This window comes from Neobacillus kokaensis, from assembly GCF_014656545.1.
GTDB lineage: Bacteria > Bacillota > Bacilli > Bacillales > Cytobacillaceae > Neobacillus > Neobacillus kokaensis.
This window is the reverse complement of the sequence record NZ_BNDS01000010.1, coordinates 1-22,316: the sequence shown is the minus strand read 5'-3', so window position 1 is coordinate 22,316 and position 22,316 is coordinate 1. Positions and strand designations below refer to the sequence as shown.

The following is a 22,316-nucleotide window of genomic DNA, read 5'->3' as shown; positions in this document are numbered from 1 at the left end:
CTTTCAAATTTACAAAATTATTTTTGAACAGTTGCTAAAAACTCATTAAAATCAGCGATGCTCGGGTTTGCCATATAATGGCCGCCTTCAACTTGAATCGTTTGACCTGTGATAAATTTAGATTCATCCGAGGCAAGGAATAATACTGTATTTCCAATGTCATCCGCTTCACCGTGATATGGCAAGGCGTTATATTTAGCAAAAATATCTAAAACAGCCTGCGGCATATTATTTTTAGCAGCTGGTGTTAAAATTAACCCAGGGGCAACGCCATTACAGCGAATCTTGTGCTTTCCGTATTGAGCTGCAATATACCGAGTAAGATTTACAACACCTGCTTTTGAAGCACCATATGCAGATCTCATTGCATCGCCCGCAAATGCTGCCATGGAAGCGGTATTAATAATGGAGCCGCCTCCAGCTTTTATCATATGTGGAATGGCATACCGGCTGCCTAAGAGCACGCTTTTCAAATTGACGTTCATCAGCCTGTCCCATTCATCCAAATCCATATTCACAACGTCTAAATCTTTTTGTAAATTTGTTAACCCTACATTATTGTAAAGAACAGTAATCGTACCAAAATGGTTGACGGTAAACTCAACCGCTTCTTTAATTGATTCTTCCTTCGATGCATCTAAAAATATTCCTTCAGCTTCCAAGCCTTGATTTTTCAATTGGGTGGCCGCTTCCCTTGCCCCATCCACATTGAAATCAGCAATTACTACCTTCGCTCCTTCTTTTGCCAGCAATGTTGCTGCCGACAAACCGATTCCAGAGGCACCGCCTGTTACCAATGCTACCTTACCATTAACACGTCCCATATTGTAATCTCCTTTAAATTTTTTAGTATAGTTACTCTCCGGTTAATCCCGGCTTTTTAACTTGTTCAATAACTTTTCATGAATCGTTAAAAACTGTTCGACTTCCTCTTCTGTTAACTCTTGAAAAAGTTCCACTCGCATTTCTTGTCCTTTTTTCTGGGCTTCTTTAAGGACATCCAATCCTTTTTCAGTAATTGCGAGGAGGACATGGCGGCGATCATTCTCATTATATTGCCGCTCGGCCATACCTTGTTTAATTAAACGTGCAGCTATATTTGTCATTGCACCAGGCGTATAACCAAGCCTTTTAGCTAAAACGGTTTGCTGCTGCGGGCCGTTTTGTTTTAATTCAGCCAGTGTAATAATGGGTGCAACCCCAATATTATACTTAAATGTCTGATTCCATTTGATGATCGTTTCATTTGTGAATAATTCTACTGTATGAATTAATTTAAAAATATTATTATTCTCCACATATGCCCCTCACTTAACGAAGTTTATAGCGCCGCCATTCACCATGATTGATTTTGACCGAATATGAAATCAGAATCTGAATTTGCTAAAAAGACGGCTATTCTACCGATATCACTTTCCGGCTTACCACATTTTTATATTGATATTTTAGAAAAAAAGCCTGATAATATTCAGGGTTTGCACTTACCCTTTTTCAACCCTTGGTTAAGTAGTTTTTATCATTTCCCCTTTCTAAAACTATTTTAACATTAAAATGTTTAACGTTAAAGTAAATTGTTTCGAAAAAAAATGGCACAACATCCAATTTGCGGATATTGGTGCCTGACACCATTAGTTAGTTCCCTTTTGCATAAAGCTGTTTATATTTTGTTGAGGTTCTAATTTCTACAGTAAGTTTGCCTCTTTGGTAGACTGTTTTTATGAGTAATGGTACTCCAGTTGTATTTTGAAAGCGAAAATCCTTCCCTCCGTAAGATACAGTGGCGTCACGTCCGGCAGGGACATAGCCGACAGATAAGGAGTGATGATGCTTTTCAATATAACTTACCCCTACTTTATCGATGGCATTAAATAATGTTGAGGATGTCTGGCAAATACCGCCGCCGATACCGTCCACCAATTTTTTGTTGACAATTTCCTTCGCTTTTTGATAACCGTTGGCCGCATCACTTGGTCCCACGGTGGTATTAAAGGAAAAAATGTCCCCATCGCCAACGATAATATAATCAATGGCATCGGCGGATAGTTCAATATTTTTAGATCTACCAACAACACCTGGATTAAAAAAAGTCGTGAATGATGCCAATACCACATCATCTAAACTTAAAATTTCGTCAGGGTTATAGCCGCTTTCCTTCACATAAATAGGGAGCTCGACATCTCCGCCATTAATCGATGCTTCAAGAACCCTTTCCACGAGCTCTGATTCTTCTAAAATGACTTGCGGCTTCCCTTTAATAATTTTGCCGTCTTTAATCTTATCAAGCTCCATCCTTTGATCATATCCTGGTGTAGTGTCATTACCCCGCGCCAGCTCCTTCGCCCATTGTTCAAGCTCTTTTTTATATGCCTCTTGATTTATATCAAATCCCATTTCCAAAGGCCTAAAGGTTTTAATCACCTTTTTTGTATTTGGGTCGATTACATTAACTACAATCGGTTTTGGCTCTTCTTCCTTAATTTGTTTCTCTGGAGCCTTTGTTTCTGCTTGTTTTGGCAGTTTTGTCACTTTTTCTGCCATTTCCTTTTCAGCACATCCAGCCAGTCCTATTAAACTACCAATCAGTAAAATCGAAAGCACCCATTTCCCCTTTACCATACAGCTACTTCTCTCCTCTTTCCGTGATCTTAGATGTAAAAAACAGGAATCCTTCCAACAAAACATCGTATTCAAGACCGTATGACAATATGACTAAATAATGGCGATTATTTTGAAATCCGCTAATCTCCATAGGAAATATGTATTGTATTAATAAAAAACCCAGATATTTCTATATGTGTAACCATTATTATAGTACAGAGGTCATGTCGAAGATTGTCCCTTTTTCGTAAAGAGTAAATAAATAATAAAAAAGACCAGGAATCGGCCATTCAGCCTGATTTCCTAGTCTCAGTGTCCTGCTATTTAATATACGCTTTTGAAACATAACCTGTTTTTGTACTATATTTAACTTTATACCATGAACCACTGGTAGATAGAATGGTTACATTTTGATATTTCTTTAGAGTAAAAACTACCTTGGCTCTAGTGGAAGCAGACGCACGCATATTTAAGCGCGTTGCAGTTACTTTTCCTGTTTTTGTTTTTGCTTTTTTAATAACTGTAAAAGAAGAAGATGATGATGAGCGATTTTTGCTCTTGTCTGTGGCGGAAATAGCAACAGTATATTTTCCGTTAGCAAGACTTGCTAAGTCAAAATCCTGTTTTATGTTCCCAGCCTTTGTATAACTATAGTTTTTTAATGTTTTAATAGTTTTTCCTCTGCTGTCTTTAAGTGTAATCGTAAGATAGGCTGCTTCATTTGTTTTAAAAGTAAGCGAGCCTTTGTACTTCACATTATCAACAGAAACCTTCGCAGCGCTAATTTTTGGAGCCGTTTTGTCCTTTGCAGGTACAGGTTTTACGGTTGCCGGAGTCGGTGTCTTAGTAGTGCTTGCTGATGTACGTATTATCTCAAACGATGGCAAAGCTGAGGATCTATTATTACTCTCATCAACAGTAATAATTCCAAAATAATATTTCCCTGCGACATACGATGACAGGTCAATTTCTTTTGTAACATTTCCGGCATTTAACGGATCATTTTCGAGTACATAATCTTTTTTATTTTGGTTATCTTTAATATAAAGGGTTAATTTAGATGCTTCGTTAATAGTAAAAGAAAGATTAGCTTTGTTTTTCACATTATCAACATTTATGCTTACAGAACTAATAATAGGTGGTGTGGTATCTTCTATTAACGATTCTGTCTGTTCTTTTCCCGGCTGTTCACCAGAGGTTACTGACTCAACCGGTGAAAGAGTGGGTGCTGTAAATATCGGACGCTCATTATATTCCTGAATAAGGCTTGCTCCATCATAATAGAATCCGAGAATTTCCGAATAATTTTGACCAGCCTCTGCTCGTTTTTGCGCTCCCCATTGACTCAAGCCGACGCCATGGCCGTTGCCAAGACCACTAACAGTTATGGAATCTTTTGTTTCAGTAATGTTAGAGATTAGATAGCTCCACATTTTATCAATGCCAACCATTGCCCGTATCTGTGATGCGGGAACGTCGGTATAGACTAGCTTTTGCGGGACATATGCACCATTTACATCTACTTTATCTTTTGTAATAAATTCAACCGTGATATCTCCTTTTGATATACGGCCGCCTGATTTTGGAGTATGAAACCCTAAAACTGGAATTCCAAGTAGCTTTAGTTCTTTTCCAGCATAGCCATGGGATGCCATCCATGATTTTATTTTACCAGCGATTGCTGCATCTGCTTCATTCATTTGGCTCCATGTCTTATTTGCAGGCTCCAGTTGCTTTTTTTGCACAGTAAATTGCCACTTGATATTTGCTTGTGCATCAAATGGGTCGTCTTTTATTGGTAAATAAGAAAGAGCAGTTGATCCCCAAACATTGGCGTTGGATTCGGTTTTTCCACCGTTGCTGGCTGAGAATAATCCATCTGCTAAAACCAATTTACCGTAATAGTTAGTTACTTTTAAAACTCTTCCACGTGTTTCTTCTACCGCTGCAGTACTATTTGGAAGCCATTTGTAGCCAGCATAAACTTGGTAATTGATTGAATCATCAATGATTCTTGAGATTCTTTGCAAAGCATACGTTCTTGCTGCCACTGCTTGCGCTTTTAACGCCTCTCTTTTCCATCCATCCATCATTTCATATGGTACAACGCCTTTTAGATAGTCTTCCATATACACATTATTTATTGGGCGGACATACTTTGAGTTTTCACTAACAAATTGAAATGACCCTAAATAGGGACGGTCATTAATGGATAGAAAATTTGTCTCGACCAACGGAATAACATGTAACTGGTCTGTTGTGATTATGGTGGACGTTCCGTCTAAAAGGGTTAATTGATCTTGATTCTCATATTTGATTGTATATGATTTTCCATTTAATAGGCGGGTATTTGATTCTTGAACGATGTAATCTCCGGTTGGTTTGATTGTTATCGATGATTTATTTCCTAAATAATTTACTAATTTAACTTTAACAATCGGTTCTGCAGCTTCTGCTGAGGCACTGGGACTTAAAAGAGAAAATAGTAATATAATTACTAGTAAACTGGCTGCGGATTTTTTCACAATCATCCTCCATTCATATATTTGCTCTATATGAATGATAAGATAATAGTTTAATAGGTTACAATAACTTTTTTTTGGAAAAAACCGCCTATGGGATATCCCGCAGACGGTTTCGTGTATGTTGACGATTATTTTCGTTTTTTCTTTTGTGATTTGGTAATTCTTCCTAAAATAAAAGCCCCGGCTGCAACACCAATTACTGTGTTGGTTTTCTTGTTAAATACTTGCTTCGCCACCAGATTTAAATTTTGTGGTCTTTCTGCCAAACGGCGCATGAAATATCCGTACCAATCATTTCCAAATGGAACATAGGTACAGAAATTAAAGCCTTCGCTGGCAAGTTTTAATTGAAACTCTTTACGGAAGCCGTATAGCATTTGGAATTCAAATTTATCATGCGGAATATTGTGTTTTTTGACAAATTCCTTAACATGGCTAATAATTCGATGGTCATGTGTAGCAATTGACGTAAATTTTCCGTTTAATAAGTGCCACTCAATTAACTTAATGTAGTTGGCATCAATTTCTTTTTTATCTTGATAGGCAATTTCTTCAGGCTCTTTATAGGCACCCTTTACAAGACGAATCCGGAAGTTCTGATATTTTTCTAAGTATTCTAGTGCATTATGAAAGTAAGCTTGGATCACTGTACCAACATTATCGTACTCTAATGAAAGTTCATCTAATAAATCAAACGTTGGCTGCAGGTGTTTAAAATCCTCCATATCAATATTAATAAACATATTATATTGACTGGCCCGATCAACAATTTCTCTTACATTATCCACACAAAAATTATAATCAATATCCAGTCCTAATTGAGTTGGCTTTAGGGAAATATGGGCATCCACTTGATTATCATGGATGGCTTCAATTACCTTAAGAATTTGTTCTTTAGCCGCAATGGCTTCTTCATTTTTAAAGACAAACTCACCAAGGTTATCAACTGTACATGATATGCCATGAGCATTAAGTTCTTTTATACTTTGAATGGCTTCTTCAATATTTGTCCCAGCAACAACACTTTGTGCTCCTAATTTTAACCCGTACTTTTTAGCAGCACTATTAAGGAATTGATTTTGTGATAAGCCCATAAATAAATCTTTTAACATGCTAATTGCTCCTTATTGGTGGAATAATATCAATACCACTTTTATTATAGCATACGCTTTCATTAAAAATTATTTTAGGAATTTTCTTAATATAATTCCTTATTTTTTAGCAAATATGTATTGCAAATTAGGGTGTGAGGCACCAATTATCGGCCAAATATTTTTGTGCTAATACAACTGTATCCGCAGTAAATTCACTACCAAGCTGCCGGGTTGTTTCATTATCACGGCTGCCAATCCAGGCTATTAATTGAAGTCTCCGCATCATGATAAAGCTCGGTATTTCCAATTCGTCCTCTTTGGAGAGCGTTCGAACCTTTCGATAACCCGTTAACCATGAGGTGATGAGTTTAGGGATATATGGTTTATGTTCAATAAAGCTTAAAGAGGCTGCCAAATCAAATAAAAACCATCCAAACCCGCAATCATCAAAGTCGATTACCTTGATTTGCTCATCTTCAACTAGCAGATTGGCTGAGCGTAAATCGGAATGAATAAGGCCAAATTTCATAGTGCTTTTTCCAAAGTGATTTAATCTCATTCGAATCTTTTCTGATACTTGCTCGAACAGTTTAATCCTTTCGTTTGTCATTGCTAAGCCATCCTGCCATCTACCCCACTTCGGTGCCATGCCTAGAATGGAATCGTAATTCCATTCAAGCCTCTTGAGCTGTTGAAACTCTGCATAATGTTCAATGCTGTGGATATGTAATTGTGCAGTCATTTCACCAAGTGTTTCAAATTGCCGCACAAGCTCATCTTCGTGATTTTCATCAGGAGCTTGACCTTCTAAGTAAGCAAATAAGGTAAAGTAATATAGGATGTTTTCAAAATAAAACTCTTGGACAAAACTTCCATTTACCCCAAGGTAAGGCAAGGCAACATTTATTGAGGTATTTTTGGCAATTGATTGCAGCCACTCAAGCTCACTTTCAATCTCTGCTTTCGAATGATAAAATGGACGGCTGATTCGCAATATATATTTTTTCCCTGTGTCATCGTTAACAAAGTATGTTGCATTTTCTGAGTAATTTAACAGCTGCACAAAAGGCTTCGATAAAAAAGGAAAATGATGAACCGCAAGGCCTGCGATCGTTTGAAATTTTTTCAATAGCTTCTCCAATGGATCTACTGATAAATCATTCATGAAAAACCCCCAGCGATACGTTTTTCTCCAAAATATTTTTCGGCAAAAAACGCTTGGATTTTAACCAAGCGTTTTTTGTGAAGTTAATTAAGACCTATTTCTTCGACGATTACGTAAAAATGCAGGAATATCAAGGAACCTGTTGTCCTCTTGACTACGGCTGCTATTATCATGCTCAGATTCCGCTTGGTGATCCCAGCCGTTGTTATGTTCTCTAGTCTGTCCGGCTGGCTCTCGTCTTTGTTCATACTCATAAGAAGGCTGTTCAAAGTATCGGCCCTGACCTTGTCCCTGGTCTTGATGTCTAGGAAAATTAGTATGCGTCACAGGTTCAGCTTCATGTCTCTGTTCGTGATGAAATGGAGTCCGTTCTTCACGCGGTCTTTGCGGTCTGCTTGGAATACCTTGTGGTCCTCTGTTTGATAAAAAGTCTCTAGACGTTTGGGCTGCCTGATTTGCAGTTTGGTTTTCCTTTGCACTGAAACCTGTCGCGATGACAGTAATCATAATTTCATCTTTTAAATTTTCATTAATAATTGAACCAAAAATCATATTTAAATCTTTATCAGCAGCAGAAGCGACAATGTCCGCGGCTTCTTGAACCTCGAATAGGCTTAAATTAGTGCCTCCGGTAATGTTCATCAAGACGCCCTGAGCACCGTCAATCGAGGTTTCCAAGAGCGGACTGGAAATTGCTTTTTTCGCTGCTTCAACAGCACGGTCTTCTCCTTTGGCTGCCCCGATACCCATCAAGGCAGTTCCTTGATTGGACATAATCGTTTTCACATCAGCAAAATCAAGATTTATTAATCCAGGGACGGCAATTAAATCCGAAATACCTTGTACCCCTTGGCGGAGAACGTTGTCGGCTTCACGGAAAGCTTCAATCATTGGTGTCTTTTTATCAACAATCTGCAATAAACGGTCATTTGGAACAATGATTAGAGTATCCACCGCTTGTCTCATTGCCTCGATTCCTGCCGTTGCATTGACCCTGCGCTTATGCCCTTCAAATCCGAATGGACGTGTTACTACTCCAATGGTTAAAGCTCCCAGTTCACGGGCAATCTGGGCAATTGCAGGTGCAGCACCTGTACCTGTTCCACCGCCCATACCGGCAGTCACAAAAACCATGTCTGCACCTTCTAGGGCCTCTTCTAGCTGCGCCTTGCTTTCTTCCACTGCTCTTCTGCCAATTTCAGGATTAGCGCCGGCACCCAATCCCCTAGTTAAAGAAGAACCAATCTGCATCTTAACCTCTGCTTTTGATAGTTTTAACGCCTGAGCATCGGTATTCACAGCGATAAATTCCACGCCTTGAACCCCATCTTCTATCATTCGGTTAACAGCGTTATTCCCGCCGCCGCCAACGCCAATTACTTTTATTCTCGCTACCTGATCTATATCCATATCAAATTCCCACATGTCTCTTTTCCCCACTCTCATCAAATTACATTTTCACTATTCAAAAAACTATAAATTGTAATATTATGTCCTTTGAATAAACACTCTATTAATAGAATTATACACAAATTATACAGAAATAGGGTTACTTTCTACCATTTAATCAAAAATTAATTTGCTTAAAACATTTTTGTTACATAAACTTCACTTTTACCTTCTAATCGTAATGAAAAAGCCCCCGCATCTGCAGGAGCTTAATTCAAAATAGGTGTCTGGCACCAAAAGTTAAACCACAGGAACAGATGTCAAAACATCCATTAAACGGTCCATACCGAGCTTGATATTTTCAGGAGTTGAGTGGCTGAAGTTAATTCGGAATGTATTGCGTTTTGGCTCATTGACGTAGAACTGCGCCCCTGGAACAAAAGCTACACCCTTTTTAACAGCCTCTCCTAGCAAGGCAGCTGTGTCGATATGCTCGGGCCCTTCAACCCAGATGAACATTCCGCCTTTAGGCTCTCTCCATGTAAATAAACCTGGTTCTACCTGATTTAAATAGTCTCGCATAATCGTCATTCTTTCATAATAAACACTGCGGATTAATTTAATATGAGCATTCAAATCAAAGTCACGCAGTAAATAGTAAAGAGCCTGCTGGTCGATGGAACTCGAGTGCAAATCATTCATTTGCTTTGCTTGGATCATCATCTGCAAAACTTCCGTTGGCCCTGTAACCCATCCAGTCCTTAAAGCAGGTACAACAGATTTTGAGAATGTACTCGTATACACAACATGTGTCTGATTATGGTCAAATGAAGCAATTGGCCTGTATACTTCATTTTCATGAAATTGAATATCTCCATATGGATCATCTTCAAGTACTAAACATTCATGTTGACAGCAAAGGGCAAGAAGCTGCTGCCGGCGCTCGTCGCTCCATGCCTTACCATCAGGATTAGCGAAAGTTGGGGTGACATATACAAATTTAGGACGGTATTCAGCTATTTTAGCGTTTAAATCTTCTGGGTCCATCCCATTCTCGTCACCCTTAACGGCTACAATCTTAGCACCGTATGAGCGAAAAACCTGTAATGCTGCTAAATATGTTGGATCCTCTGTTAGGACAACATCTCCAGGAGCTAGCATGACTCTTGAGAACAAATCGATTGTTTGCTGTGATCCAGTTGTAACGAGGATTTTATCAGGGGTTGTATAGATACCTTTTTGCTCCATCTTCACTTGGATTGCGTCTCTAAGAGGCTTAAAACCCTCAGTTGCCCCGTACTGCATAGATCCTTTTCCTGATGCAAATACTTTTTCATAAGCGCTTTTTACTGCTTCTAACGGAAAAATATCTTCAGCTGGCAAGCCTCCTGCAAATGAAATGACATTTCCTTGTTGAATAACAGCTAAAATGTCTCTAACTGCAGAAGATGCATAATTTTTTGTTAGCGGTGCAAATGAGTAATTCATTGATGATCCTTCTTTCTACTTTGCTTTGACTAATTAATTCTAATAAGTCGGAATTTTAATATAGGAATATTATAAGGCAATTTTCAAAACAATCAAGCATTTAATCTTAATTTTTTGAAAAATGAATTTAAACCATCTTCTGGATTATGCATCTTTAATTTCTAATTCCTCCTCCTCTTCATATTCTACGACTCTTGCAAGCTCTTCTTTCATGTGGTCTTGCGAGTATTTCTTACCATATTTGTTAACAGATATTTTATAAAGAACTCCTCCTAATGCCGCCCAAACAAAAACAATGACCCATTCATATGGCCAGACAAGAGCAGATGGCATTCCGGGCATATAAAGTGTAGTTATCCCCAATGTCATCAACATCGCAATCCAGCCAAGTGAGGTTCCGCCAGGAAGTTTGAACGGGCGTTTCATTGTTGGAGCCTTCTTCCGTAATATAATAAAGGAAACAGCCACCATGAACCAGGAAACGACTAATCCAAGCCCGCCGGAATCGACTAGCCACACCAATGCAGGGCGTCCCATTAAGGGTGCAAGTGACGAAAATACACCAATTAATAAAATCGCTTTGTATGGAGTATTATACTTCGGATGCAGTTCACCTAAAGATTTTGGAAGCATACCTGCCTTTGCAAGTGCATAGATGGCGCGGCTTCCGCCTATATAGAAGCCTATCCAGCTAGTAATAATTCCACCGATACCACCTAATATAAGGACATTTGCCATCAGTTTGCTTCCGCCAAATGCTTTTGCCATTGCATCTGCAGTAACAAGATTAGAAGCATTCATTTCTTCCGGAGTTAAAATTCGTGATACGCCGAATATAATCAACACGTACCAAACTACCGCAAAAATAACAGAGAGGATTAATAATTGGCCAATTCTTTTTTGTGGTAAATTAATTTCTTCAGATGCCTGTGGTATGACATCAAAGCCAACAAACATAAATGGAGTCATAATAAGTACAGTTAAAAGTCCGCCTACACCATTCTCAAACAGCGGTTTCATATTTTCAGTGCTGCCGCCGATACTGCTTCCCGTGATTAATAGTACACCAGCAATGATAATTAAGAGTGTAAAAATAAAATTAATGGCGGTGGTCAGCTTAATTCCCCGATAATTAATCGTTGTAACTAAGATTGATCCTAAAATGCCGACACCAGCCCACGTAATTGTTACATCCCAGCCAGCAATCGTATACAGATAGCCTTGACTATAGTTGGGAATCAAATATTCAAATACCGTCGGCAAAGCCACTGCCTCAAATGCTACAACCGAAACGTAGCCAAGAATAATAGCCCATGTTGTAATAAAGGAAGCCCCCCGCCCCATCGCCTTGTAGCTATATACGTGCTCACCGCCGGCAAGCGGCATAGATGAAGCTAATTCGGCATATGTCAGCCCGACAAATATAACTAAAATGCCGCCAATCAAAAATGCTAAAATGGCGCCTAAGGATCCGGCTCCGGTAATCCATAAACCAGTTGTTACTACCCAGCCCCAGCCAATCATGGCTCCAAAAGCAAGTGCAAGAACATCTTTGTTACCTAAAATTTTTAACAATTTCGGATCGCTCATGTATTCTCCTCCACTTTTAAAAATTTGATAATAGATATGCCTGGCCTGACCAAACCCTAATGAAATTTTCACCTCCTAAAAAAACAAAATTAAAACACAAAAAGCCAGACCAAACCAAGCTGGAGGTATTAAACATCCAACGAGGCGGTAACTGGCTTCGTGATCCGAGAAAACAATCCGGTGTGAATTGCTGTCGAACCTAAACAGTCATTGTCCTAGTTTTAACGTCTTTAAATAAGGAAAGCGTTTACATATATTGTATAGTATGCAGAATAATTTGTAAATAAAAAATAATCAAATTATTTGAAAGTAAGCTTTTAATGAAAAAAGATTGCTGAATCATTCGCAATAAATTATTTTTAAATTAGGAATCTACTATGTTTTTAATTGAAAGGAGTCTTGTAGAATGAAACGAAAAATTATCGCTTATAATTTTGTATTAACAGAAGTGCTCGAACCGTTAAAGGATGAGTATGATGTAGAGTTTTTTGAAAAAATTAATCCGAAAACGGATCAGGCTTTTATAAACGCCCTCCAAGATGCTGAAGGCATTATTGGACTAGCACTACCCGCTGATGCTGAATTATTGGATCGTGCCCCGAATTTAAAAATAGTATCGAACAATTCAACTGGCTATAATAATCTTTCACTTGACGAAATGACGAAGCGAGGCGTAATGGGAACCAATACTCCGGGGGTTTTGGAAGGAACGACAGCTGATGCGATTTTCGGCATTCTATTAGCTGCAGCACGGCGCATTCCTGAAATGGATCAGTTTGTTAAAAATGGAAACTGGCAGCACCATTTAACCACCGAGCAATTCGCAGTAGACGTTCACCATAAAACATTAGGGATTATCGGTATGGGGAAAATCGGATCAGAAATTGCGAAACGTGGTCATTGTGGCTTTGATATGAATATTTTGTACCATAATCGCAGCCGAAACATAGAGGCTGAGGAAAAATATCATGCTGAATACTGTGATCTTGATAATTTACTGAAAAAATCAGATTTCGTCCTACTAATGACCCCTCTTACACAAGAAACTGAAAATTTAATTGGGGAACGTGAATTTAAATTAATGAAGAATTCGGCGATATTCGTTAATGGGTCTCGTGGGAAAACTGTTGATGAAGCTGCATTGATTGAAGCATTAAAAAATAATGAGATTTACGGAGCGGCGCTTGATGTATATCAAATCGAGCCAGTTAAAATGAATAACCCTCTTCTTCAATTTCCAAATGTTGTGACGACGCCGCATTTAGGCTCGGCAACATTTGAAACGGAGGAAAAGATGGCAAAACTTGCGATGGAAAATTTACTGGATGGACTAAACGGCAAACGGCCAAAAAATCTCGTGAATCCAGAAGTATTAGATATATTGTAAACAATGGTATAACCTGCTAACACTCCATTATACTATTACTATGTTATAATTAAGAGTCTTAAGTACTGAACCAGGAATAGTTTAAGGGGTGATGATTTTTGAAAAAGACGATTGAAAAAATTTATATACTCGAAAATCCCGAAAAAAATATCGTCAAATTTGCAACTGATTACCAGCTCCGCTATGACAATATTATAAAAGATGTTTTCGGTGTGGCTTGTTTAAGCGATTTAGATATGATGATTCAATTTAACAAAACGTTTCAAGAAAGTATTAGTCAAAAACTCGGAATCAGTGAGAAAAAAGTTTCCCTTCATACCGTTGTTCGGATTGCTTCAAAAAATGAATTATTGCGGTTAAAAAAAGAAATGCTGGCAGCCATTGAACAGAATAAGGAATCGGAGACCCTTATCCCCTGCCCGTTTGATTCTATTATTCAATTACAAGATGGAATTTTCAAGTGGGATGCAGAGATTTCTTCCTATATCCCAGTCACACAGATTGCCTAATTTTTAATCAAATGCTTACCATAATACCTAAAACAGCCCTCATATTAGTAAAATGAGGGTTTCTTTATTCTTAAAAATGGAAATAACATAATTATAAAAACTAAACCTTAGTTACAATTCTATTAGAAATGGAGGTGCTGAAATGGCCCGTTTTCTTTTATTGCTTTCATGCATCGGCCTTTTATATTTTTCATGGCCATCGATTGAGAAAAACCTGGAAAACAAAGATTCCTTCGAACAAATTCAATCGGAAATCGAAACAATTAAAAATAATCCTGAAACCTCGAAAAAAATTGATGAATTATACGGTCAAGTGCAGCAAGTACTGTCCATGTTTGAAAATAAAGTAGAAAAAACTCAACCGACAAAAGAAATTGATGAAAAAATAAATTTAAGGGCTCCCGCCGAGCAATTTTTTTCTATTCATAATATCGAACTTGGAGATTCTAAAACGGAGATTGAACAAAAATTAGGATCACCAAAGAGGTCATCTCTGAATGAATACGGCACCAATTGGAATACCTACCATGATAATTATCGAAACTTTTTTATGGTCATGTATGATCAAAATAACAAAGCTGCCGGACTCTATACGAACCAAGACTTAATTTCATCTAAAAATGGGATGAAACTTGGTACACAGAAAACGGACGTTCGAAAAGCCCTAGGTGAACCTTTAACCAAAATTCAAAAAGGTCTTATTATCTATCAACTAGATCAAAACAGCGATTATGATGTTTTTTTGAAAGATGGTGTATATATTACCATTTTTTATGATAAACACGAACAGAATACGGTGACAGCAATGCAGCTGATATCAAAAGAAATGGAACAAAGGAAAACGGATTTTTACACAAAAGCAAGCACTAATTTAAAGAAAGGCTTTGAATTCCAATTATTTGATTTAACAAATGCAGCCCGTGTCCGTCACCAGCTTCCAATCCTAGCATGGGATGAGCATGTCCGAGAAACAGCTCGCAAACATAGTACTGATATGGCGGAAAATAAATATTTTGATCACACAAACCTGAAGGGCCAATCCCCTTTTGACCGGATGAAAGAGGATCATATTATCTTTATGTTAGCTGGGGAAAATCTTGCTTACGGACAGCTAAGCAGTATCTTCGCCCACGAAGGGCTAATGAATTCACTTGGCCACCGGGAAAATATTTTACGAAAAGGATATAAATTTTTAGGTGTTGGTGTTGCCTTTAATGATAAGTCACAGCCTTACTATACCGAAAATTTTTACGCGAAATAATTAAGTGGAAATTTGTAACTTCTCTTGATATGAATTAGGTTTTTCAAAAAGGTTATATTATATACGAGCAATTTAATTGCTCAAATCTTCGTTCGGGAGTGATGTATCTTGGCTAGAAACAAACTATTAGTTCCTGGGGCAGGCAATGCTTTAGATCAGATGAAGGAAGAGATCGCGGGAGAGTTTGGAGTTCAGCTTGGTGCTGATACGACCGCACGAGCAAACGGTTCCGTAGGCGGCGAAATGACGAAACGACTAGTCGCCATGGGGCAACAAACGATAAAAAATCAACTATAAAAAAAGGGTCAGTCCTCTGCTTTTGAGGCTGGCCCTTCTTCCATAATTTATGCTTCCATGTTCTTTCCTCGTCCTTTTTCAATCTTCGGTGACTGCCCGCCTTTATAAATGAATTGAAGCGCAAGCAGAACAACGAACATTACGATACCAACGATATCACTTATTTTCTCAGGATAGATCAAGGATAATCCAGTTCCAATCGCTAGAATCCGTTCAATCCAAAACAGTTTCCGGTACCAGAAGCCCATGACCCCTGCACCGATGATCAGCATACCGATGAATGCCGTGAACACTACCCAAATTAAATAATACCAGGTTGTATTAATCATCAATAGCTCTGGTGACAGGACAAACATGTACGGGATGATAAACGCCGCTATTGCCAGTTTTGACGAGTTAACCCCCGTTCGGAACGGCTCCCCGCCAGAAATCGCAGAGGCAGCAAATGCAGCTAATGCTACTGGTGGTGTAATATCTGCGATAATTCCAAAATAGAATACGAACAAATGAGCTGATAAATCTGGCACCCCAAGTAAAATAATCGCAGGTGCTGCAATTGTAGAAGTAATAACATAATTAGCAGTTGTCGGTGATCCCATCCCTAAAATTAAGGAAGTAATCATCGTTAAGATTAATGTTGGCAATAAGTATCCATGGGCTAAATCAATTAATCCGTTCGCCATCTTTAATCCTAATCCCGTTTTTGTTACGACACCTACAATAATACCAGCAGCAGCTGTAGCCGCTGCAACACCCAGTGCGGAACGTGCCCCGTCAACCAACGCTTCAATGATACCAACGAGACCAATTCGCGTTTCTTTTTTAATCGCACTTACAACTACTGTAATGACAATGGACCATAATGCTGCAAGCATGACACTTGTTCCTGTCATCATCAAGACAACGATGGCAACAATCGGTGTTAACAAATAGATTTTCTTTAATACTTCTCTCCGGTTTGGCATCTCTTCCTTTGTTAACCCGCGAAGTCCAATTCGTTTCGCTTCAAAGTGAGTCATAATCCAAATTCCGGCAAAATAAAGCACTGCTGGAATGGCTGCAGCTTTAGCGATATCCCAATAAGTAATGCCGCCGCCAATAAACTCAGCCATTAGGAAGGCTGCAGCCCCCATGATTGGCGGCATCAATTGTCCGCCGGTTGAAGCAGCTGCTTCAACAGCACCAGCAAATTCCTTTTTATAGCCAAGTTTTTTCATCATCGGAATCGTAAACGATCCGGAAGTTACAACGTTTGCAACAGAGCTCCCGCTAATTGTCCCTTGTAAGGCACTGGAGAAAACGGCAACTTTTGCAGGTCCGCCAATACTTCTCCCTGCTACCGCAACCGCAAGATCGTTAAAATACTGTCCTACCCCTGTTTTCACTAAAAACGCACCAAATAATAAGAATAAAAAGATAAAGGTTGACGATACAGCGAGCGGTGTCCCAAGAATCCCCTCTGTCGTGAAAAACATCGTTTGTACTAAACGTTCCAGATCAAGACCGCGATGGGCAATAAATCCAGGCATGTATGGACCGTACAGGGCATATCCGATAAATACGATGGCAATAATCGTAATCGGTAATCCTACCGCTCGTCGAGTCGCTTCCAAAACTAAAATAATCGCCGCTAAACCGACGTAAAAATCAAGTCCTGCCAGTGTGCCCGGCCTTAATACCAAAGTATCAATCATTAACGGCCAGTAGGCACCTACCACGACCGAAATAAGCGCAAGAATGATATCATACCATGCTACTTTATGTACCTTTCCCCGATTTTTTTTACGGGCTGGAAACAACAAATAAATAAGTGCAAGGGCAAAACCTAAGTGAATCGAGCGTTGCAGCTGAGCCGTTAAGACTCCGAAAATCGATGTGTAGAGATGGAATAATGAAAATGCTAATAAAACAAAAAATACAATCCAATGAATGGTTCCAGTTAATTTTCTTGTACCGGATTCTGGATCAAACTTTTCCAAAAGCTCCTGTTGTTTTTCTTCTGATAAAGTCCCATCAAAATGACTCAAGGATGTTCACTCCTTTCAATTGTTGAACAAAACTAAGCTTCCGTGCTTCAACTTTTACGGACGCACCCGGTTTAATAATCTTGGCTAATGGATATTCCTTCTTTTGATAAATGAGACGATGATTTGCTTTCACTTGTCCAATTCTTATATAAAAGGATGGAAAGATTCGTTTCATATTTTTGATGTAATATTTTCCGTTTTCTTGTACAAACTTTTCCCCATCCTCCGAATCGGATGGCATGCCAATTGAAAAATCCTCATACATCAGCTCATATTGTTGTATTTTCTGGCTGGGTAAAATCTTGTAGCTCTCCACAACATCTGTTAAATGAATCGAATGGGTGTATTTTATTTTAAAATAGGCTTCTTCTTTCACTGGAATGTAGGCAAGCCTTAAATCAGGATCTCGAGGCTCAATAACAAGTGCCTGCCGGAGAGGAATGAATATAAAAACAGTACCCAATATAAATAGGACCGAAATTGTTAAGATGATGAATGTCGTTTTTTTCATTTTTCCTCCTGGCTTGTGGGACAGATTCCGATCTTGAGAAGAAATACGCTATTAATCTAATTGCGAGGCATGTTCCCCATTATGATGAGATGTGGAAATATCATCCAAGATTGAGTCTTAAGCAAAGGAGACCGGCTAGATCAGCCGGTCACCGATTAGACTAACGATGATTATGCACGTTACTCCGCTTTAACACCTTTTTCATCAAAGTATTTTTGTGCTCCTGGATGAACTTCGATTCCAACTCCATTTAAAGCATTTTCCACTTTGATTAATTTTCCTTTTGCATGTGTAACCTTATCAAGGTTTTCAAATATTGCTTTTGTGATATCGTAAACGGTTTGTTCTGATAAATCACTGCGTACAACTAACATTGCTTGAACTGCTACAGTAGGGACAGCGTTCGCCATACCGTATGTTCCAGAAGGAATTTCTTCTTTAATGTAGTATGGGTACTTTTTAATGATGGCATCGATTTTATCTTGGTCAAGCGGCACGATAACCACCTTTTCTGTTGCTGAAAGCCCTTCCACAGCACCGGTTGGAGTACCAGCAGTTACAAAGGCTGCATCGATTGTTCCATCTTGAATACCTTGAGTTGATTCATCAAACGAAAGATCTTGTTTCTTGATATCATTAAAAGTTAAACCATATGCTTCAAGAATTTGCTCAGCATTTGCTGCTGTACCTGAACCAGGTGCACCCACAGATACCTTTTTACCTTTTAAGTCTTGCACGGATTTAATTCCAGATTTCTCAGTCGTAACAATTTGAATCGTTTCGGGATAAAGTGTTGCAATCGCTTTAATATTGTCTACTTTATTATCCTTAAACATTAATGTTCCTTCACTTGCATAAGAGGCGATATCTGTTTGAGTGAAAGCAAGCTCCCCATCACCCTTTTTCAAGGTAGTCATATTCTCGGCAGATGCCCCACTTGTTTCAGCGTTTGTATCAATGCCAGTTGCATCTTTAATTATTTTGGCAAAAGAACCACCAAGCGGATAGTATGTACCACCGGTTCCCCCTGTAAGAATACTCATGAATTTAGGCTTATCTTCACTCTTTCCGCCATCTTTTCCATCCTTTTCACCGCCTGTTTCTTTACTTCCACAGGCTGATAGAATCATAGAGAAAGCTAAAAGAAAAACCATCGATAATAAAAATCTTCTCTTTTTCATAATAATCCCCCTTTTCCAAAAATGTCCGTGCAATTATATTGTAGTAATACGGCGAAATATTGTCAATAATTACTATAGTTACTTACAATTAGTAAATTGTTATAATCGCTGGAATGATAGGTATAAATTACTAGGTGGAAAGTTTTCCTTAAAAGAGTTTTATATTTTAAAAGGAAAATTTAACCATTAGTATAAAAAATGATGTATGATAAAAACGTACCATTCTTTGGCGGATTCTTATTATAAAAAAACTGAATCTTGCTATTTTTTAAAAGGATAACAGGAGGTCTAAAATGCTATCTAAATCTGTAATTGAAGACGTGCTGACAGCTGCTTTATCAACAGGCGGTGATTTTTCCGAAGTTTTTGTTGAAGATCGATTTACCAATAATATCACCTTACAAAGCGGTAAAATTGAAACCTGCTTATCTGGACGTGATTTTGGCATCGGAATCCGTGTGTTTAAAGGACTACAAAGCTTTTATGCCTATACTACCGACCATAGCAAGGAAGGTCTGCTAAAGGCAGCAAAAAATGCTGCGCAAGCGATTAGCGGAAATAAATTGATTCAGCCTGCCCCCTTGGTACAAGAACATGTAGAAACGATCCATCCTGTTCAGCTTCAGCCGCAAGGGGTGGCAAAATCCAGCAAAGCGGCCATTATGATGAATGCTTATGATACGGCAAAAAGCTATCACTCTAGTATTTCTCAAGTAACCGTCCGCTTCATGGATGAAGAGCAAAATGTGATGATAGCGAATTCAGAGGGAAAATGGATTGAAGACAAGCGGGTTAGGTCAAGACTGGCGATTCAGGCAGTTGCAGTAAGGGATCACCAGATGGAGACAGGTTTCTACGGGCCAGGTGCCCATCAGGGATATGAGTTTTTTGAAAAATTAAATATGGATCATTATGCAAAGGAAGCTGCCCGGATAGCTGTGACGATGCTTGATGCCAGTCCATGCCCTAGCGGAAAACTCCCGGTTATTATTGATAATGAATTTGGGGGTGTTATTTTTCATGAGGCATGCGGACATGGCTTAGAAGCGACCGCTGTTGCCAAAAACAACTCTGTATTTGCGAACAGGCTTGGTGAAAGAGTGGCACCGGAAATCGTTACATATATTGATGACGGCACCCTGACAAATGAATGGGGCTCCATCAATATTGATGATGAGGGTGAAAAAGCACGGAAAAATGTCCTAATCGAAAATGGAATTCTAAAAGGCTACTTAATTGATAAGTTTAACTCCAAAAGGATGGGGATGGATTCCACTGGTTCTGGAAGACGGCAATCCTTCCGCTTCGCCCCTACATCAAGGATGACAAATACCTATATTGCACCGGGTGCTTCTACACCTGAAGAAATTATTGCCAATACCGAAAATGGAATCTATGCAAAATATATGGGCGGCGGCCAGGTAAACCCTGCATCAGGTGATTACAACTTCGCTGTGATGGAAGCATATGAAGTCAAAAATGGAATACTTGGCAAACCGTTAAAAGGCGCAACATTGATTGGCAATGGACCAAAAACACTAAAGCTTATTGATATGGTCGGGAATAATTTAGGGCACGGAGCGGGAATGTGCGGTGCATTGAGCGGCAGCATCCCGGTGAATGTCGGCCAGCCGATGATTCGCGTCAGTGAGATTACTGTCGGCGGGACAAAGGGGGAATAAATAAATGAACATTCAAGAATTTCAAACAAAACTATTTGAAGCCGCAGCGGCTAGTGGTTTTTCTGACGTAGAACTGTACTATGAAAACAAAGAAGTATTCGGCTGCCAAGTATTCCATGGTGAAATAGATCAATATGAAATTGCCGAGGATGGCGGTGTCTCCTTTCGCGGAAAGATTAACAACAAAATGGTATATGCCTATACCGAAAAAATTGATGAAGCTTCCATCCCCTTCTTGTTAGAGAGCGCCAAAGAAAATACAAGTATTATGAATGATGAAGATGTGGAAGATATTTTTTCCGGAAGCGAGCAGTATGTGGAACGAAATTTTTTCTCTGAAGAACTAAATATGGTTACTATTCCGGAAAAAATTCAGTTTATTAAAGATGTAGAACGAGAAATTTTGGCTGCGGATTCCCGTATTACGGCGACCGATTATTGCATGATTAAGACTGAGTCAGTCACAAGAAATCTTGTCAATACCAAAGGGTTGACTCTTTCTGATCAAATGAATTATTTGTATTTGATGGTTGAAGTCATTGCCAAGGATGGCGAGGATATAAAATCGGCCTTTTCTTTTCAGGTGACAAAGAATTTTCAAGCATTAGATGCGAAAGAAATCGCTACAAAAGCTGCCGATGAAGTGCTTTCGCAAATTGGGTCAAGAAATATTGCAAGTAAAGATTATCCAATACTATTACGAAATGATGCAGCCGCAAGTCTGTTTTCGGTTTTCTCATCTAATTTCTCCGCTGAAAACACTCAGGCGGGCATTTCGTTGTTAAAGGATAAGCTTGGGGCAAAAATTGCAGCTAAAAAGATTTCAATTGTTGATGACCCATTCCTTGAGGATGGTCTCGCTAGCAGAACGTTTGACAGCGAGGGGTTTGCATCTCAGAAGCTGACATTGGTTGAATCTGGTGTTCTTTCGTCCCTGCTTCACAACCAAAAAACGGCGAAAAAAGATCAAACCGAAACAACCGGTCATGCCCATAAGGATTCCTATAAAACTGCTGTCAAGGTTGGACCGTCTAATCTATATATCAAACCCTCTGAGATTTCTTTTGAGGAATTGCTGGCTTCAATGGATGAGGGTGTGTTTATAACTAATCTTTCCGGACTACATTCGGGGACGAATCAAGTGTCTGGAGATTTCTCGGTTGCAGCAAATGGATTTTATGTAAAGGATGGTAAGGTTCAATTCCCGGTTAATTTAATGACAATTGCGGGTAATTTTTATCAGATGCTTCATGATGTTGAAGAAATTGGCGCAGATTTAACCTTCCCACTGTCACCGGTCGGGGCTCCATCGGTGTTAGTAAAGTCTTTGTCGGTTACGGTGGAGTAAGCTTTTCCTTTACAAGTAGATTTGCGTGGTTTACGTAAATCTGCTTTTTTCTATTAGTGAATAATCAAGTTATATTAGAGATTTCTGTCCGTTTATTAGCGTTTTTTATGGCATATTAGCGAATTTACCTATTATTAGCAAATGTATCTGACAATGACCGTAGTAGGTAGCTTCTATGGGACAGCTTTGTAAGTGTTAAGGTCAGTTCTGTCCCATAGGCCCCTTCTATGGGACAGTTTTGTAAGTGTTAAGGTCAGTTCTGTC

Annotated in this window: 18 protein-coding genes; 6 read left to right on the top strand and 12 right to left on the bottom strand. The window is 38.9% G+C overall.

The genetic code is table 11. The features are described from left to right. Nucleotides 1-17 precede the first annotated feature (17 nt). The 9 genes from IE222_RS12805 to IE222_RS12765 all read right to left on the bottom strand — a co-directional run bounded on the left by IE222_RS12805 (nt 18) and on the right by IE222_RS12765 (nt 11,849). On the bottom strand, nt 18-824 hold the full coding sequence (locus tag IE222_RS12805) for an SDR family NAD(P)-dependent oxidoreductase (protein WP_191273391.1): 807 nt from the start codon (nt 822-824) through the stop codon (nt 18-20). 42 nt (nt 825-866) lie between these two features. Continuing rightward, nucleotides 867-1,298 carry a MarR family winged helix-turn-helix transcriptional regulator gene (locus tag IE222_RS12800; RefSeq protein ID WP_191273389.1) on the bottom strand — a complete coding sequence of 144 codons (432 nt, stop codon included), beginning with the start codon at nt 1,296-1,298 and terminating at the stop codon, nt 867-869. A 334-nt stretch (nt 1,299-1,632) separates the two neighbouring features. After that, nucleotides 1,633-2,616, bottom strand: coding sequence for a VanW family protein (locus IE222_RS12795; protein WP_191273387.1), 984 nt, complete (start codon nt 2,614-2,616; stop codon nt 1,633-1,635). A gap of 302 nt (nt 2,617-2,918) precedes the next feature. Further along, entirely contained in the window at nt 2,919-5,123 is a 2,205-nt protein-coding gene (locus tag IE222_RS12790; RefSeq protein ID WP_191273385.1) for a SpoIID/LytB domain-containing protein, read from the bottom strand. Between the two features lie 128 nt (nt 5,124-5,251). Beyond that, nucleotides 5,252-6,235: a proline dehydrogenase family protein gene (locus IE222_RS12785; RefSeq protein ID WP_191273383.1), complete on the bottom strand. Its 984-nt coding sequence runs from the start codon at nt 6,233-6,235 to the stop codon at nt 5,252-5,254. A 127-nt stretch (nt 6,236-6,362) separates the two neighbouring features. Next, the gene (locus IE222_RS12780; protein WP_191273381.1) at nt 6,363-7,382 is read right to left on the bottom strand and encodes a phosphotransferase enzyme family protein; all 1,020 of its coding nucleotides are present in this window, start codon (nt 7,380-7,382) and stop codon (nt 6,363-6,365) included. An 87-nt stretch (nt 7,383-7,469) separates the two neighbouring features. Beyond that, nucleotides 7,470-8,807 (bottom strand): cell division protein FtsZ, encoded by a 1,338-nt coding sequence (ftsZ, locus tag IE222_RS12775; RefSeq protein ID WP_191273379.1) that lies wholly within the window; start codon nt 8,805-8,807, stop codon nt 7,470-7,472. A 264-nt stretch (nt 8,808-9,071) separates the two neighbouring features. Beyond that, nucleotides 9,072-10,259: an aminotransferase-like domain-containing protein gene (locus IE222_RS12770; RefSeq protein WP_191273377.1), complete on the bottom strand. Its 1,188-nt coding sequence runs from the start codon at nt 10,257-10,259 to the stop codon at nt 9,072-9,074. 144 nt (nt 10,260-10,403) lie between these two features. Beyond that, the gene (locus IE222_RS12765) at nt 10,404-11,849 is read right to left on the bottom strand and encodes an APC family permease (RefSeq protein ID WP_191273375.1); all 1,446 of its coding nucleotides are present in this window, start codon (nt 11,847-11,849) and stop codon (nt 10,404-10,406) included. 406 nt (nt 11,850-12,255) lie between these two features. On the opposite strand from IE222_RS12765, the gene IE222_RS12760 reads away from it, so the two are divergent. The 4 genes from IE222_RS12760 (at nt 12,256) to IE222_RS12745 (ending at nt 15,303) form a co-directional block, all read left to right on the top strand. After that, on the top strand, nt 12,256-13,236 hold the full coding sequence (locus IE222_RS12760; RefSeq protein ID WP_191273373.1) for a 2-hydroxyacid dehydrogenase: 981 nt from the start codon (nt 12,256-12,258) through the stop codon (nt 13,234-13,236). 98 nt (nt 13,237-13,334) lie between these two features. Next, nucleotides 13,335-13,745 carry a hypothetical protein gene (locus IE222_RS12755; RefSeq protein WP_191273371.1) on the top strand — a complete coding sequence of 137 codons (411 nt, stop codon included), beginning with the start codon at nt 13,335-13,337 and terminating at the stop codon, nt 13,743-13,745. Nucleotides 13,746-13,887: 142 nt separating this feature from the next. Beyond that, the gene (locus tag IE222_RS12750; RefSeq protein ID WP_191273369.1) at nt 13,888-15,006 is read left to right on the top strand and encodes a CAP domain-containing protein; all 1,119 of its coding nucleotides are present in this window, start codon (nt 13,888-13,890) and stop codon (nt 15,004-15,006) included. A gap of 108 nt (nt 15,007-15,114) precedes the next feature. Continuing rightward, complete coding sequence (locus IE222_RS12745; protein WP_191273367.1) at nt 15,115-15,303, top strand: alpha/beta-type small acid-soluble spore protein; 189 nt, start codon at nt 15,115-15,117, stop codon at nt 15,301-15,303. 47 nt (nt 15,304-15,350) lie between these two features. Here the strand turns inward: IE222_RS12745 and IE222_RS12740 are convergent, their stop codons facing one another. The 3 genes from IE222_RS12740 to IE222_RS12730 form a co-directional block, all read right to left on the bottom strand. Further along, on the bottom strand, nt 15,351-17,330 hold the full coding sequence (locus tag IE222_RS12740; RefSeq protein ID WP_191273365.1) for a TRAP transporter permease: 1,980 nt from the start codon (nt 17,328-17,330) through the stop codon (nt 15,351-15,353). After that, nucleotides 17,317-17,841 (bottom strand): DUF1850 domain-containing protein, encoded by a 525-nt coding sequence (locus tag IE222_RS12735; protein WP_191273362.1) that lies wholly within the window; start codon nt 17,839-17,841, stop codon nt 17,317-17,319. Before IE222_RS12735 ends, IE222_RS12740 begins: the two co-directional genes overlap by 14 nt. 179 nt (nt 17,842-18,020) lie before the next feature. Beyond that, nucleotides 18,021-19,022 (bottom strand): TAXI family TRAP transporter solute-binding subunit, encoded by a 1,002-nt coding sequence (locus IE222_RS12730; protein WP_191273360.1) that lies wholly within the window; start codon nt 19,020-19,022, stop codon nt 18,021-18,023. Nucleotides 19,023-19,315: 293 nt separating this feature from the next. On the opposite strand from IE222_RS12730, the gene IE222_RS12725 reads away from it, so the two are divergent. Together IE222_RS12725 and IE222_RS12720 are read left to right on the top strand one after the other, a co-directional pair. Next, nucleotides 19,316-20,704: a TldD/PmbA family protein gene (locus IE222_RS12725; RefSeq protein WP_191273358.1), complete on the top strand. Its 1,389-nt coding sequence runs from the start codon at nt 19,316-19,318 to the stop codon at nt 20,702-20,704. A 4-nt stretch (nt 20,705-20,708) separates the two neighbouring features. Beyond that, nucleotides 20,709-22,052, top strand: a complete 1,344-nt coding sequence (locus IE222_RS12720; protein ID WP_191273356.1) for a TldD/PmbA family protein — start codon at nt 20,709-20,711, stop codon at nt 22,050-22,052. Nucleotides 22,053-22,316: the final 264 nt, after the last annotated feature.